The 13,673-nt window shown below is 70.8% G+C and carries 13 protein-coding genes; 10 read left to right on the forward strand and 3 right to left on the reverse strand.

Annotation, left to right across the window (positions count from 1 at the left end; genetic code table 11):
• Positions 1 to 236: 236 nt before the first annotated feature.
• Entirely contained in the window at positions 237 to 1,745 is a 1,509-nt protein-coding gene (locus tag Psi01_RS01400) for a glycosyl hydrolase family 18 protein (RefSeq protein ID WP_239126929.1), read from the forward strand.
• A gap of 44 nt (positions 1,746 to 1,789) precedes the next feature.
• Here Psi01_RS01400 and fdhD read toward each other — a convergent pair whose 3' ends face one another.
• Both fdhD and Psi01_RS01410 read right to left on the reverse strand, forming a co-directional pair.
• Positions 1,790 to 2,692: a formate dehydrogenase accessory sulfurtransferase FdhD gene (gene fdhD, locus Psi01_RS01405; RefSeq protein WP_275424479.1), complete on the reverse strand. Its 903-nt coding sequence runs from the start codon at positions 2,690 to 2,692 to the stop codon at positions 1,790 to 1,792.
• The gene (locus tag Psi01_RS01410) at positions 2,689 to 4,905 is read right to left on the reverse strand and encodes an FdhF/YdeP family oxidoreductase (RefSeq protein WP_204062057.1); all 2,217 of its coding nucleotides are present in this window, start codon (positions 4,903 to 4,905) and stop codon (positions 2,689 to 2,691) included. The genes fdhD and Psi01_RS01410 overlap by 4 nt, the downstream gene beginning before the upstream one ends.
• 135 nt (positions 4,906 to 5,040) lie before the next feature.
• On the opposite strand from Psi01_RS01410, the gene Psi01_RS01415 reads away from it, so the two are divergent.
• From Psi01_RS01415 to Psi01_RS01445, 7 genes are all read left to right on the forward strand, one after another.
• Positions 5,041 to 5,865: a biotin--[acetyl-CoA-carboxylase] ligase gene (locus Psi01_RS01415; RefSeq protein WP_204062058.1), complete on the forward strand. Its 825-nt coding sequence runs from the start codon at positions 5,041 to 5,043 to the stop codon at positions 5,863 to 5,865.
• 32 nt (positions 5,866 to 5,897) lie between these two features.
• A complete protein-coding gene (locus Psi01_RS01420; RefSeq protein ID WP_204062059.1) occupies positions 5,898 to 6,422 on the forward strand; it encodes a PH domain-containing protein in 525 nt (174 codons plus the stop codon).
• A gap of 72 nt (positions 6,423 to 6,494) precedes the next feature.
• Entirely contained in the window at positions 6,495 to 7,487 is a 993-nt protein-coding gene (locus tag Psi01_RS01425; protein ID WP_204062060.1) for an adenylate/guanylate cyclase domain-containing protein, read from the forward strand.
• Positions 7,488 to 7,668: 181 nt separating this feature from the next.
• Positions 7,669 to 7,848, forward strand: coding sequence for a (2Fe-2S)-binding protein (locus Psi01_RS01430; protein WP_204062061.1), 180 nt, complete (start codon positions 7,669 to 7,671; stop codon positions 7,846 to 7,848).
• A gap of 14 nt (positions 7,849 to 7,862) precedes the next feature.
• Positions 7,863 to 8,345, forward strand: coding sequence for a bacterioferritin (gene bfr, locus Psi01_RS01435; RefSeq protein WP_204062062.1), 483 nt, complete (start codon positions 7,863 to 7,865; stop codon positions 8,343 to 8,345).
• 248 nt (positions 8,346 to 8,593) lie between these two features.
• Positions 8,594 to 9,262, forward strand: a complete 669-nt coding sequence (locus tag Psi01_RS01440; RefSeq protein WP_012888073.1) for a response regulator transcription factor — start codon at positions 8,594 to 8,596, stop codon at positions 9,260 to 9,262.
• A 3-nt stretch (positions 9,263 to 9,265) separates the two neighbouring features.
• On the forward strand, positions 9,266 to 10,543 hold the full coding sequence (locus Psi01_RS01445) for an ATP-binding protein (RefSeq protein WP_204062063.1): 1,278 nt from the start codon (positions 9,266 to 9,268) through the stop codon (positions 10,541 to 10,543).
• 18 nt (positions 10,544 to 10,561) lie between these two features.
• Here the strand turns inward: Psi01_RS01445 and Psi01_RS01450 are convergent, their stop codons facing one another.
• Entirely contained in the window at positions 10,562 to 11,041 is a 480-nt protein-coding gene (locus tag Psi01_RS01450; RefSeq protein WP_204062064.1) for a GtrA family protein, read from the reverse strand.
• Positions 11,042 to 11,331: 290 nt separating this feature from the next.
• Between Psi01_RS01450 and Psi01_RS01455 the strand changes: the two genes are divergently transcribed.
• Both Psi01_RS01455 and Psi01_RS01460 read left to right on the forward strand, forming a co-directional pair.
• Positions 11,332 to 12,279 carry a DUF8094 domain-containing protein gene (locus Psi01_RS01455; protein WP_204062065.1) on the forward strand — a complete coding sequence of 316 codons (948 nt, stop codon included), beginning with the start codon at positions 11,332 to 11,334 and terminating at the stop codon, positions 12,277 to 12,279.
• A gap of 134 nt (positions 12,280 to 12,413) precedes the next feature.
• Positions 12,414 to 13,571 (forward strand): 5-(carboxyamino)imidazole ribonucleotide synthase, encoded by a 1,158-nt coding sequence (locus Psi01_RS01460; RefSeq protein ID WP_275424480.1) that lies wholly within the window; start codon positions 12,414 to 12,416, stop codon positions 13,569 to 13,571.
• Positions 13,572 to 13,673: the final 102 nt, after the last annotated feature.

Raw genomic sequence — 13,673 nt, forward strand, 5'->3', positions numbered from 1 at the left:
TCAGAACGGAATGATTTGTTCCATAATAAGAGCAGCCCGATCTCGGACACTAGCGATACGGGCACGGCTGGACATGGACATCCGCCCGCCTTGTCCAGATAATTCGGTGAATCTACGGATCGCGACTTCCGTCATCGCGGCTCCCCGTCAACTCCCGGTGATCTCCCATGCCCGGGTGACAGAAGGGCTGCCCCATGAAACGGACCTCCCGCCTCCTGACGCTCACAGTCTCACTCTTGCTGGCGCTCGCGGGGATCCTCATCGCCCAGACATCGGCCCACGCGGCCAACCTGCTCCAGAACCCCGGCTTCGAGAGCGGAGCCCTCTCGCCCTGGTCCTGCTCCGGCGGGCTCGGATCGGTGACCGGCTCCCCGGTCCGTTCCGGCACGAAGGCGCTGGCCGGCGCGGTCAGCGGCTCCGACACCGCCCGCTGCTCCCAGACCGTGGCCGTCCGGCCGAACACCGCCTACACCCTGACCGCCTGGGTCCGCGGCAACTACGTGTATCTCGGCGTGACCGGCGGCGGCTCCACCTGGACCCCGTCGGCGACGGCCTACACGCAGCTGACCGTCGCCTTCACCACCGGGGCGAACCAGACCGGCGCCGAGGTCTATCTGCACGGCTGGTACGGCCAGGGCACCTACCACGCCGACGACGTCGGCCTCGACGGGCCCGGGGGTACCCCGACGCCCACCGTCACGCCCACGGTCTCCCCGACCCCCACGGTGACCCCCACGGCGACCCCCACGGCGACTCCCACCGCGACCCCCACGGTCACGCCGACGGGCAGCACCTGCCCGGTGAAGTCCAGGCCCGCGGGCAAGGTGCTCCAGGGCTACTGGGAGAACTGGGACGGCGCGAGCAACGGCGTGCACCCGCCGTTCGGCTGGACGCCGATCACCGACGCACGCATCCGGCAGCACGGCTACAACGTCGTCAACGCCGCGTTCCCGGTCATCCGCTCCGACGGCACCGTGCTGTGGGAGGACGGCATGGACGCCACCGTGAAGGTCGCCACCCCGGCCGAGATGTGCCAGGCCAAGGCCGCCGGACTGACGATCCTGATGTCCATCGGCGGGGCGACCGCGGGCATCGACCTCAGCTCCAGCGCCGTCGCAGACCGCTTCGTGGCGACCATCGTGCCGATCCTGAAGACGTACAACTTCGACGGCATCGACATCGACATCGAGACCGGCCTCACCGGCAGCGGGAACATCAACCAGCTCTCGCCCTCCCAGAGCAACCTCATCCGCATCATCGACGGCGTGCTCGCCCAGATGCCGTCCAACTTCGGCCTGACCATGGCCCCCGAGACGGCCTACGTGACCGGCGGCAGCGTCACCTACGGCTCGATCTGGGGCGCGTACCTGCCGATCATCAAGAAGTACGCCGACAACGGCCGCCTGTGGTGGCTGAACATGCAGTACTACAACGGGAGCATGTACGGCTGCTCCGGCGACTCCTACTCCGCGGGCACCGTCCAGGGCTTCACCGCCCAGACCACCTGCCTGAACAACGGCCTGGTCATCCAGGGCACCACGATCAGGGTCCCCTACGACAAGCAGGTCCCCGGCCTGCCCGCCCAGCCCGGAGCCGGGGGCGGTCACATGTCGCCCTCCCTGGTGGCCCAGAGCTGGAACGCCTTCAACGGCAACCTCAAGGGGCTGATGACCTGGTCGATCAACTGGGACGGTTCGAAGAACTGGACCTTCGGCGACAACGTCAAGGCCCTGCAGGGCCGCTAGAGACCTGAGGGCCGTTCCCGGAGGTCCGGGAACGGCCCCGGGTGTCACCCGTCGATGCGGTGCGCCCCGGCGTAGACGTTGAAGCGTTCGCCGCGCAGGAAGCCGACCAGCGTCAGGCCGAACTCCCTGGCCAGGTCCACCGCCAGGGAGGACGGCGCGGAGACCGCGCACACGACCGGCACGCCCGCCGCCAGGGCCTTCTGCATGATCTCGTAGCTGGTCCTGCCGCTGACCATGAGGATGCGCCCGGTCAGCGGGAGCCGCCCGTCCAGCATGGCCCAGCCGGTGAGCTTGTCCACCGCGTTGTGCCGTCCCACGTCCTCGCGGAGCACCACCAGCTCTCCGTCCGGTGTGAACAGCCCGGCCGCGTGCAGGCCCCCGGTCCGGCCGAAGACGCCCTGGGCGCGCCTGAGCCGGTCCGGCAGGCCGTACAGCACCTCGGGGGAGACCGTCAGGCCGCCGGAGGCCGGCAGCGGGGCGCAGCGGTCGCGCAGGGCGTCCAGGCTCGCGGCGCCGCAGACCCCGCAGGCGCTGGAGGTCAGGAAGTGCCGGTCGAGTGTGGGCAGCTCGGGCAGGCGGTCGCCGCGCAGCCGTACGGTGACCGTGTTGTAGCGCGCCTCCGGCGTGACGTCCTCGTCCGTGCAGTAGGAGATGGACGCGATGTCGCCCGCCGTCACGACGCCCTCGCCGTGCAGGAACCCGGCGGCCAGCTCGAAGTCGTGCCCCGGCGTCCGCATGGTGACGGCCACGGTCCGGCGCGGCGCCCCGGGCGGGTCGGCGCCGGCGGCGGTCAGGCGGATCTCCAGGGGTTCTTCGGTGGCCAGGTCGTCGCGGCGGTCGTGTACGGCCCCGCCGGAGACCTCCCGGATCCGGACGCGGCTGACCGGGCCGGGCCGTCTGAGGGCCCCCGCGTCCCGGGGGTCCTGGGGGAGCGGGCCGGAGGTCACGGGGAGAGCTTCGTGATCGTGGCGAGCGCGTTGTAGTCGGGGATCCTCGCGGAGGGGGACCGGCGGGCCGCGTCCAGCAGGACGTTGCCCTCCGGCCAGTGGATCTGCAGGTTGCCGGGCATCAGCGGGGCGCGCAGGACCCGGCCGCGGAAGGTGCGCCCGCCGGTGACCGAGCGCAGCTCCACGGGAGTGCCGTCGGGCAGGCCGAGCCGGTCGGCGTCGTGCGCGCTCATCAGCACGGCCTCTCGGGTGGCGCCGTTGAAGCCGTCACGCCGCTCGTGGACCATGCTGTTGAACTGCTTGCCGCGCCGGGTGGCGACCATGAACGCCCCGTCCGGGCGCTCCAGGGCGGGCAGGGCGACCGGGGAGAAGCGGCCGAGCCCGTCGGCGGTGGGGAAGCGCCCGTCCGGGCACAGGTGCCGCCCGCCGTACTGGACGTTGTCCCCGAACTCCGACAGGCCCGAGATCCCCGCGTAGAACGGCACGGCCCGCTCGATGTCGGCGCGGATCTCGGCGGTGCCCGCGTAGCTGAGCCGGTCGGCCAGCTCGGGGCGGGCGCGGGCGGCCAGCTCGGTGAAGATCCGCCACTCGGGCCGGGCCTCTCCGACCCGCGGGCCGGGGACCTCGGGGGAGAAGATGATCCGCCGCTCGGTGGAGGTCTCGGTGACGCCGCCGGCCATCTCGTAGCGGGTCTGGGCGGGCAGCAGCAGCACGTCCCCCTCGCAGGGCACCAGCATCTGCGAGGACAGGACGATGTCGATGTGCACCCGGAGCTTCAGCCGGGACAGGGCCTCGCGGCAGTAGCCCGGGTCCGGCAGGACCTCCAGGAAGTTGCCGCCGCTGGAGATCAGGACGTCCAGTTCGCCCGCGTGCGCCGCGTCGATCATGTCGGTCGCGGTCATGCCGGGCGTGTCGGGCACCTCGAAGCCCCACAGCTCGCCGAACCTGCGGGCGTTGTCCCCGGTGACCGGCAGGCCGCCGGGCAGGCCGGTGGCGTAGGCGCCCATCTCGGCGCCGCCCTGCACGCCGCTGTGCCCGCGGATCGGCATCAGGCCGCAGTTGTCCCGGCCGACGAAGCCCCGGGCCAGCGCCAGGTTGACGATCGAGCGGACGTTGTCCTCGCCGTAGGTGTGCTGGGTGATGCCCATCGACCAGACCAGCACCGCCGAGCGCGCCTCGCCCAGCAGCCTGGCCAGCTCGAACATGCTCTCCCTGCTCGCCCCCGACAGCGCCTCCAGCGCCTCCCACGACTGCTCGGCGACCGCCCGCCGTACGGCGTCGAAGCCGGTGGTGTGCGCGTCCACCCAGGCCTTGTCCACCCAGTCGTTCTCGATGAGGTGCTTGAGCACGCCGTTGAGGAAGCCGATGTCACCGCCGACGTTCACGCCGAAGAAGTGGTCGGTGATCTTCGTGCCGAACACGGCGGACTCGGCGTTGGAGGGCACCCAGTACTTGTCCATGCCGGGCTCGCGGTAGGCGTTGACCATCGCGATCTTCGTACCGGCCTTCTTGGCGTGGTAGAGGTACTTCATCGCGACCGGCTGGTTGTTCGACGGGTTGGACCCGATGAAAACGATCAGGTCCGAGCCGATCCAGTCGGTGTAGGAGCAGGTGGTCGCCGCCGCGCCGATCGTCTCCTTCAGCGCGACGGTTGAGGGCGAGTGACAGATGCGGGCGGCGTTGTCCACGGAGTTGGAGCCCAGCGCCCGCACCGCCTTCTGCGCCGCGAAGTAGTTCTCGTTCGGCACGCCCCGGCTGGTCAGATAGACCCCGAGCCGTCCCTCCCGCAGGTGCGGGGCGGCCAGGTCCAGCGCCTCGTCCCAGCCGATCCTGGTGAAGCCGGGCTCGCCCGCGCGGCGCAGCATCGGGTACGGCAGCCGCCCGAGGTCGCGCAGCTCGGCGCTCCTGCGCCGCTGCAGGCCGGAGACGTCCCGCAGCGCCGAGACGTCCAGCGCGGGCATGGTGTTCAGCTTGAGCAGCCGCAACCGGATGTTGCACAGATGGATCTCGTCCATGGTCCAGTCGCGCATGCCCTTGGTGCCCAGCGCGCACCCGTCGCAGGTGCCCTGAGTGAGGATCCGCCAGGCGTAGCGGCGGTTGCCCTTCACCGACCGGAACGCCTTGACCAGCTCCAGGTAGTTGTTCGGCTTGCGCTCGCCGATCCCGAAGGGCTTCCAGCCGGCCCAGTTGCGCGGGTCGAGACGTCTCTTCATGTGTCCATTTTCACCCCCGGCGGGAGGGCTCGGACAGCCGGAACACCTCTGCCTCCGGGACCGGTGATCGCGGTATCGGCTGGTCACCGTTCTGTCCGCGCCCCGGACGGTCCCCGTCCGGGGGAAGATAGAGGGGTGCCGGACTCCCCCTTCTCCGATCTCGACCGCCCCCCGCTCTCCCAGGCGGCGCTCAACCACGCCCTGGTCCGTCCGGGGAGCCTGTGGTCCGACATCGCCGTCGTCGACAGGACGGGCTCGACCAACGCCGACCTCGCGCACGCCGTGCGCGACGGCGCCCGCCAGGGTGCCGTGATCGTGGCGGAGTCGCAGTTCGCCGGGCGCGGCCGGCTCGGCAGGAGCTGGTCGGCCCCGCCGCGCTCGGCCCTGACGTTCTCGGTGCTCCTGCGCCCCGACCCGCCGCCGGCCAGGCAGGGCTGGCTGCCGCTGCTCGCCGGCCTGGCCGCCGCCTCGGCCGTGCGCCGGCTGGCGGAGGTCGACGTGCGCCTGAAGTGGCCCAACGACCTGCTGATCGGGGAGCGCAAACTCGCCGGGGTGCTCGCCGAGCGGGTGGACAGCGCGGTGATCATCGGGATCGGGCTCAACGTGAGCCTGCGCGCCGAGGAACTGCCCGTGGAGACCGCCACCTCGCTGGCCCTGGAGAAGGCCGCCTGCACCGATCGCGACCCGCTGCTGCGGGCGGTGCTGCGGGAGATCGAGACGCACTACCGCGAGTGGTCGCAGGCGCACGGCGACGCGGACGCCTGCGGGCTGCGGGCCGCCTATCTGGCGACGAGCGCGACGGTGGGACGGCGAATCCGGGTGGAGCTGCCCGGGGAGCGGGTGCTCACCGGGTGGGCCACCGGGGTCGACGCCGCGGGCCACCTGATCGTGGACGCGGACGGGCGCGAGCACACCCTCAGCGCGGGCGACGTCGTGCACGTCCGCCCCGACGTTCCCTGACGCGGGACGCGCGGGCGTGCCACGATTTGCCCATGGGTCTCCCCGATCATCACCTCACGGAGGGGGAGCGGCGCGTCCGGTCGTTCCATCCTCACTGGAAGCGCCTGGTCATCCCGCTCCTGGCGCTGCTCGTCATCGCCGCCGCCTCCGGCGCCGCGATGTTCTTCATGCCGGCCTTCACCTATGACCTCCACGCCCGGGTGGCGGTGGGCGTGCTCGCCGTCGGGCTGCTGACCGTCTGGTCGTTCGTGCCGTACCTGCAGTGGAAGAACACCGCGTACGTGCTCACCTCGCACCGGTTCACGATCAGCACCGGCGTGCTGAACAAGTCCCACGACGACATCCCGATGAGCAAGGTCAACACGGTCAGCGCGGACCAGACGCTGCTGGAGCGGATCCTCGGCTGCGGCACGCTCATCGTCGAGTCGGCGGGCGAGCAGGGCCGGATCGTCCTGCGCGACATCCCCGACCTGCAGGACGTCCGGGCCGAGCTGTTCCGCGTCCTCGACGAGGCCGCCGACGGGCAGCCGGGAGGGGGCGGCGGTGCACCGCGCTGAGGCGGTGCACTGTACTGGGGCGGTGCACCGTACTGGTGCCGGGAGAGAACGCCGGTGAGCGGGAGGGGGAAGATGGGACACGAGGAGTCGCCGGGCCGCCCGACGGCCGAGGAGATCGAACGCCTCTTCGTCGGTCCGCCGCCCCGCCACACCCGGATCCAGGTCGCCGAGAACTCCGGGGTGCCCCAGGAGCTGACCGAGCGGATCTGGCGGGCGCTGGGGTTCCCCACGCTCCCGGACGACGCGGTGGCCTTCACCGACGCCGACGTGCTCGCGCTGAAGCGGGTCCGGGCGATGATGGAGAGCGGCCTGCTCGACGAGCAGACCGTCATCCGGATGACCAGGGCGCTCGGCCAGACCACGGCCAGGCTCGCCCAGTGGCAGGCCGAGATCATGATCGGTGCGATGCTCGATCCCAGCCGGCCGCCCACCGACGCCGACCTGGCGGCGATCATGGAGACCGCGCGGGAGCTGCTGCCCGACTTCGAGCTGGTGCTGGTCCACGTCTGGCGGTCCCAGCTGGCCGCCGCCGGCACCCGGCTGCTGACCATCACCGACATGAGCGAGGAGGTCCTGCCCACCCGGCTGACCCTCGCCGTGGGCTTCGCCGACCTGGTCTCCTTCACCCGGGTCTCCCGCGACCTGGACGAGTTCGGCCTGGCCGAGCTGGTCGAGGGGTTCGAGTCCCAGGCCGCCGACGTGGTGGCCGCGCACGGGGGCCGGCTGGTCAAGACCCTCGGCGACGAGGTGCTGTTCACCGCCGCCGAGCCCCGTACGGCCGCCGCCATCGCGCTGGACCTCGTCGACGCGATCGGCAGGGACGGTCCCCAGGTCCGGGTGGGGCTGTCCTACGGACCGGTGCTGCCGATGATGGGCGACGTCTTCGGGACCACGGTCAACCTCGCGGCGCGCCTGACGGCCGTGGCCCGGCCCGGGACGATCGTCGTCGACGGAGGGCTGGCGGAGGCCGTGCAGGAGGCGCCCGAGCTGGAGACGCACCGCATCCGGCGCCGCCCGGTCCGGGGACTGGGAGTCGTCCAGCCGTATGTCCTGCGCCGGGCGTGAGTGCGGCCGTACGCCCCGGGAAAGGGACGGTGTACTTCTAACGTCCCGTTCGTCCTAAAAGACCTTTCCCTTGAGATGGACCTTTGTGGCCCAGGTCACGTAGGCAAGCCTTACCAAACTGGGCTACCTTAGGTGTGCCTTACCTATGTGTTAGTCTTTATCGAGAGGTCCTTCCCTCGCCATGTATGTGTGTGTCTGCCGCGCGGTGACTGAGAACGAGGTGCATGACTGCATCGCCGCGGGAGCGAAGAGCGCTCGGCAAATCCGCGACACCACCGGCGCCGGGAGCGACTGTGCTTCTTGCGTGCGCAGAATCTGTGCGATCCTGAAGCGGTCTGAGGAGTTGACGACCGCCGCATAACAAGGAGCCCGCCGATGCAGGGCGACAAGCAGATCATCGAAATGCTGAACGAGCAGCTCACCGCCGAGCTGACCGCGATCAACCAGTACTTCCTGCACGCCAAGATGCAGGAGAACTGGGGATATACCAGGTTGGCCAAGCACACCCGTGACGAGTCCATCGACGAGATGCGCCACGCGGAGAAGCTGACCGACCGGATCCTCTTCCTGGAGGGCCTGCCGAACTACCAGAGACTGGGCACTTTGCGCATCGGCCAGACGGTGCAGGAGCAGCTCCGGGCCGACTTGGAGGTCGAGCTGGAGGTCGTCAGGCGCATCAGCCCGGCGATCGGTGTGATGAGGGAGAAGGGCGACATCACCTCCGCCCGGCTCTTCGAGGAGATCCTCGCCGACGAGGAGCACCACATCGACTATCTCGAGACGGAGCTGTCGCTCATCGAGAGCCTCGGCGAGCAGTTGTATCTGGCCCGCTACGCGGAGCCGCCGTCGGCTTCCTGAGAGAATCGCCCAGACACGCCCATCGGATCCCTTCCGGTTGGGCGTGTTCTTTTTGTCCGAGGGCGATCGAGGAAGCCCTGACCGTTCGCGGGGTTCCCGCGGCGGGAGCCGTACCCCTTCTCGGGGACCGGTGCGGGATGACTAACCGGGATTTATCAGTGTTTGCCCAGGTCAATAGATAGGTCAACGGCAAGTCAAACCGCGCGCTATGCCCGGGAAACGATCGCCTAAGGTCCTACGCTCTCAACATGACCTGCGTACTTCTCGCCGAGGATGACACCTCGATCTCCGAGCCGCTGGCGCGCGCACTGCGCCGTGAGGGCTATCAGGTGGAGGTGAGCCCCGACGGCCCACAGGCCTTGGAGAGGGCTCTGTCGGGTGGCATCGACTTGATTGTTCTTGACCTGGGCCTCCCTGAGATGGACGGCCTTGAAGTGGCCCGTCGCATCCGCGCCGAGGGCCACGGCACTCCGGTGCTCATACTCACCGCACGCGTCGACGAGGTGGACACCGTGGTCGGCCTCGACGCCGGGGCCGACGACTACGTCACCAAGCCGTTCCGCCTGGCGGAGCTGCTGGCCAGGGTCCGCGCCCTGCTGCGGCGCGGCACGTCGGAGACGCCGGTGGTCCAGGGCGTCCGCATCGACGCCGACTCCCGGCGCGCCTGGATGGGCGACAAGGAGCTGCACCTGACCACCAAGGAGTTCGACCTGCTCCGCGTGCTCGTGCGCGACGCCGGCAAGGTCGTCACCCGCGAGCAGATCATGCGGGAGGTGTGGGACACCAACTGGTGGGGCTCCACCAAGACCCTGGACATGCACATCTCCTGGCTGCGCCGCAAGCTCGGCGACGACGCCGCCAAGCCGCGCTACATCACGACGGTTCGAGGGGTCGGCTTCCGGTTCGAACGCGAGTAGGCGATGCGCCGCCGCCTGCTCTCCTCCACGCTGCTCGTCGCGGCCATCGCGGTACTGCTGCTCGGTATCCCGCTGGGGGTGCTGGTCAACCGCCTGATCCAGGAGGAGGCCATCCAGGGGCTTTCCGGGGAGGCCAAGAGCCTCCTCAACGAGGTCGACTACGCCCGCACGCAGGACCAGCCGATCGACCCCGAACAACTCAAGAGGAAATATCCCGACCGCCACATACTGATCTACGCCAAGGGAACCCCCCCACAGGTGACCCAGGTGGGCACGGAGCCGGCGCAGGAGCGCAGGCTCAACGCGACCGCCGAGTCGGAGAGCGGGATCTACGTCTCCGTCAGCCGTGACAAGACCCAGATCGAGCAGCAGATCCACGCCTGGCTCCTGCTCATCGTGGTGCTCGCCGCGGTCGCGCTGGCGGTGGCGGTGGGGCTCGCCGTGGTGCAGTCACGCCGCCTGACGCTTCCGCTCCGCGACCTGGCCATGATCGCCGAACGGCTCGGCTCGGGAGAGGCCCGGCCGAGCAGGCACCGCTACGGCATCCAGGAGCTCGACCGGGTGGCCGAGGTGCTGGACCGCAGCGCCACGCGGATCGCCGACCTGCTGGCCAGGGAGCGGGAGTTCGCGACCGACGCCTCCCACCAGCTGCGCACGCCGCTCACCGGCCTGACGATGCGCCTGGAGGAGATCGTGGCGGCCGCCGACGACCCCACCGTCGTCAAGGAGGAGGGCGAGGCCGCGATAGTGCAGGCCGAGCGGCTGACCGCGGTGATCGACGAGCTGCTCGCCGCGGCGCGCAGGCAGCGCCACGCCCAGACCTCGGTGGTCGAGCTCGACGCCCTCCTGGACCAGCAGTTCATCGAATGGGGCCCGGCCTTCAGCCGGGTCGGCAGGAAGCTGGTCCTGTCCGGCACGCGGGGGCTCAAGGCCCTGGGCACCAGCGGCGGGATCAGCCAGGTGGTCTCCACCCTGCTGGAGAACTCCCTGAAGCACGGTGGCGGCCCGGTGACGGTGACCACCAGCAACACCGACAAGTCGATCGTGATCGAGGTCGCCGACCAAGGCGACGGGATCTCCGAGGAGATCGCCCCCCGCGTCTTCGAACGGAACATGAGCGGCGCCGGGGGCACCGGTCTGGGGCTGACCCTCGCACGGGCGCTGGCCGCCGCCGACGGCGGTCGTCTGGAGCTCGTACGGCCCCGCCCGGCGGCCTTCGCCATCTTCCTGCGCCCGGTGGGCGACTCCGGCCGGAACCGGGTGGTCAGCGGACCGGCGTGAGCGGGCGGCCGGTGGAGGTCAGCGGACCCGGCTGGCCTCGTCGGGGAGCTCCCGGGGGATCTCCTCCGTGGCGGCCAGGAAGACCCAGCGCTTGTAGGACCAGAACCGGAACAGCGTGCCCAGCACCGTGCCGACCAGCAGCGCGGCGTTGTAGCTCAGCGGGTCCTGCAGGCCGAGCGTGTAGGTCACGAAGCCGATCACCAGCATCGAGATCAGCAGGCCGATGCCGTTGAGCAGGAAGAACAGGAAGTACTCGCGGGCGAGCCCCGACTGTTCCCGGTGCCGGAACGTCCAGAAGCGGTTGCCCGCGTAGGCGAATGTCGCCGCGATGATCGTGGCCACGACCTTGGAGGTCAGCGGGCCCCAGCCGAAGCCGAAGCGCAGCAGGTTGGTGGAACCGAAGTCGATCACGAAGGCGATGGCTCCGATGGTTCCGAACTTGGCCAGCTCGCGCGCCAGATCGGCGAACCGTTCGTAGGCGTGTCGAAGGAACTGCACGTCTGCTGCACGGTCCTTTCCTGGGTCGGCTGCGGATCCGCCGTCAGGGGATCTCCGGCACTTCTGCCAGGCTACCGGTGGTGCTGCCGGCTCCGCGCAGGGGTCGGCCGGGCCGGTGCTCTGCGGGGTTCAAGAACATTTCTATAAATGTCATACAACGGCGGATAAATCGGGGCATCTGACGTTACCCTGATCGGGTAGATCGCGGGAGACCTTCGGGGAGATCGCTCTCCGCGATCGGTCCAGACGGATCGCCGCACGTGACGGCCACGACCCCTCGGAACCGACCTTTGCCCCGCCGACTGCTCATCCTGCTCATCGGCCTGTGCGCCGTGGCCGGTTGCGGCGTGCGGAACGACAGCCAGGTCGCGGTCCCCGAGCCGGGGCCGTCGTCGGGGGCGTCCGCCCGCACGGTCGAGCGCGCCGAGGCCGCTCAGGCCTTCTCGTTGCTGGGGGAGCTGAGCGACGCCTGGCGGGACCGTGACTGCGCGGCGGTCGACCGCCTGACCGCCTGGGCGGAGAATACGCTGGGCGGTCGTGCCTGCGAGGCGACCCGGAACGGCCGTCCAGCTCCCGTCGGCGTGGACTACACCGAACCGGAGTTCTTCCTCCCGGCCGCCTCCGGGCAGGAGCGCTGGTTCGTCGCCCTGGCCCGCAGGCCCGAACCGGCCTACTTCCTGTTCACCGACGAGGCCGGCACCTGGCGGCTGGCCGCCGGCCCCATCCCGGTGGAGGGCGACGACGCGCCGGAGACCTCCGGGGAGGCCGTGCCCACCGACGACCCCTCCATCGGCGTGCGGGCCCGCCTGGTGCCGCAGCGCTATCTCACCTACCTCACCGACCCCGCCGGGGTGAGCGGGGTGAGCTTCCCCAAGGGCGACGCCGCCGCCGACCTGCTCAGGGAACTGACGGAACGGCCGCAGAAGGTCCGCCCCGACCGGCTCACCTCCGACGTCCGGCTGCTCATCGGCCCGCAGCGGGCCCTGCGGCTGCCGGACGGGGGCGCGCTGGTGGTCCACGCCCTGGAGGTGGAGTACCGGCAGCGGCCGGGGCCCGGCCGCTCCTCGCTGGCCCGCCCGATCTACGGCGAGGACGACCTGCGCGGATTCACCGGGGGCGACAAGGCCGCCGAGCTGACCGGCACCGAGACGGTCCTGCTCGTCACCAGGGTCACCGGGCAGGGGAAGCTCTCCACCGTGGCCGTCCGCCGTGACCTGACCACTCTGACAACCGGCTGATCCGGCCCGGCCTGGTCGCCCACCGGCTGAGATGACCGTCCCGCCCACCGGTCGACGTGGCCCGGCCCGTCCGCCCCGCCCATCTGCTGACCACCGCGCGGGCACCGTACCCGGGGCCGGTAAGCTCAGCGGACGTGAACAGCGCTTCCCCGGCCGGTCCCCTCGGCCCCGTCGTCGGCATGATCGGAGCAGGCCAGCTGGCCCGGATGACCCAGCAGGCGGCCATCGCCCTGGGCGTGGAGTTGCGGGTGCTGGCCGAATCCGCCGGTGACAGCGCCGCCCGGGTGATCTCCGACGTGCGCGTCGGCGACTACCGCGACCTGGCCGACCTGCGCGACTTCGCCAAGGGCTGCGACGCTGTCACCTTCGACCACGAGCACGTGCCCACCGAGCACGTCGCCGCGCTCGCCGCCGACGGCGTCGCCGTCCACCCCGGCGCCGGGGCGCTCGTGCACGCCCAGGACAAGGCCGTGATGCGCGAGCGGCTGACCGCGATCGGCGTCCCCTGCCCCGCCTGGCGGCGGATCGCCACGGCCGCCGACGTGGAGGCCTTCGGCGAGGAGAACGGCTGGCCGTTCGTGCTCAAGGCCGTGCGCGGCGGCTATGACGGCCGCGGCGTGTGGGTCTGCCGGTCCGCGCAGGACGCCGCGGAGGTCCTGGCGAGCGGGGTGCCGCTGATGGCCGAGGCGTTCGTGTCCTTCGAGCGGGAGCTGGCCGTGCTCGTCGCCCGCTCCCCGCACGGCCAGGGCGTCAGCTACCCGGTCGTGGAGACCGTGCAGCAGGACGGCATCTGCGTCGAGGTGCTCGCCCCCGCGCCCGGCCTCGACCCCGAGCGGGCCGCGGTCGCCCAGGGGATCGCCCTGAAGATCGCCACCGAGCTGGGCGTGACCGGCCTGCTGGCCGTGGAGATGTTCGAGACCTCCTCCGGCCTCGTGGTGAACGAGCTGGCGATGCGCCCCCACAACAGCGGCCACTGGACCATCGACGGCGCCCGGACCTCCCAGTTCGAGCAGCACCTGCGCGCCGTCCTCGACCTCCCGCTCGGCTCGCCCGCGCTGGCCGCCCCCGTGGTCGTGATGGCCAACCTGCTCGGCGGCGACGACCCGGACATCTTCTCCCGCTACGAGCACGTGATGGCCCACGACCCGGGCGTGAAGGTCCACTTCTACGGCAAGGAGGTACGGCCCGGCCGCAAGATCGGGCACGTCACCGCCCTCGGCACCGACCTCGACGAGGTCCGCGCCCGAGCCCGCCACGCCGCCGCCTACCTGGCCGACGGCGTCTACACCTGACCGTCTGCACCTGACCGTCTGCACCTTGACCGTCTGCACCCGACCCGCGCGACCGCGCACGACACACCCGGACACCGCACGATCGGGCGGGCGCCCGGCGAA

This window comes from Paraplanobispora siamensis (assembly GCF_016863175.1).
In the GTDB taxonomy this organism is placed as follows: domain Bacteria; phylum Actinomycetota; class Actinomycetes; order Streptosporangiales; family Streptosporangiaceae; genus Planobispora; species Planobispora siamensis.

What these genes read in the sequence shown, in the direction of transcription:
- Psi01_RS01440 (WP_012888073.1), top strand. Translation starts at nt 8,594, where the DNA reads ATGACCTGCGTACTTCTCGCCGAGGATGACACCTCGATCTCCGAGCCG.
- Psi01_RS01445 (WP_204062063.1), top strand. Translation starts at nt 9,266, where the DNA reads ATGCGCCGCCGCCTGCTCTCCTCCACGCTGCTCGTCGCGGCCATCGCG.
- bfr (WP_204062062.1), top strand. Translation starts at nt 7,863, where the DNA reads ATGCAGGGCGACAAGCAGATCATCGAAATGCTGAACGAGCAGCTCACC.
- Psi01_RS01420 (WP_204062059.1), top strand. Translation starts at nt 5,898, where the DNA reads ATGGGTCTCCCCGATCATCACCTCACGGAGGGGGAGCGGCGCGTCCGG.
- Psi01_RS01430 (WP_204062061.1), top strand. Translation starts at nt 7,669, where the DNA reads ATGTATGTGTGTGTCTGCCGCGCGGTGACTGAGAACGAGGTGCATGAC.
- Psi01_RS01425 (WP_204062060.1), top strand. Translation starts at nt 6,495, where the DNA reads ATGGGACACGAGGAGTCGCCGGGCCGCCCGACGGCCGAGGAGATCGAA.
- Psi01_RS01410 (WP_204062057.1), bottom strand. Translation starts at nt 4,905, where the DNA reads ATGAAGAGACGTCTCGACCCGCGCAACTGGGCCGGCTGGAAGCCCTTC.